The following is a 267-nucleotide window of genomic DNA, read 5'->3' on the forward strand; positions in this document are numbered from 1 at the left end:
GCCATGCTGCAGGGCCTGTTCGATACCTACCAGCTCGAACCTCCGGTCCTATTCAGCGAGCATGTCACCGGGGACGGGCAGCAGCTGTTCGAGCACGCTGCCAAGCTCAACTACGAGGGCATCATCTCCAAGCGGGCCGACGCTCCATACCGGTCGGAGCGGGGCGAGGCGTGGCTGAAGGTCAAGACGGTTCAGCGCGAGAAATTCCCGATCGTCGGCTTCGTCAAGGACCCCACTGGCGTGGCAGCCCTTTACCTTGGCAAGCAG

Annotated in this window: 1 pseudogene; it reads left to right on the top strand. The window is 62.9% G+C overall.

From position 1 onward, the window contains the following. Positions 1–267 (top strand): annotated as a pseudogene (locus BraRD5C2_RS33625) (non-homologous end-joining DNA ligase); the annotation flags it as partial.

The sequence above is a fragment of the Bradyrhizobium sp. RD5-C2 genome (assembly GCF_019972155.1).
GTDB lineage: Bacteria > Pseudomonadota > Alphaproteobacteria > Rhizobiales > Xanthobacteraceae > Bradyrhizobium.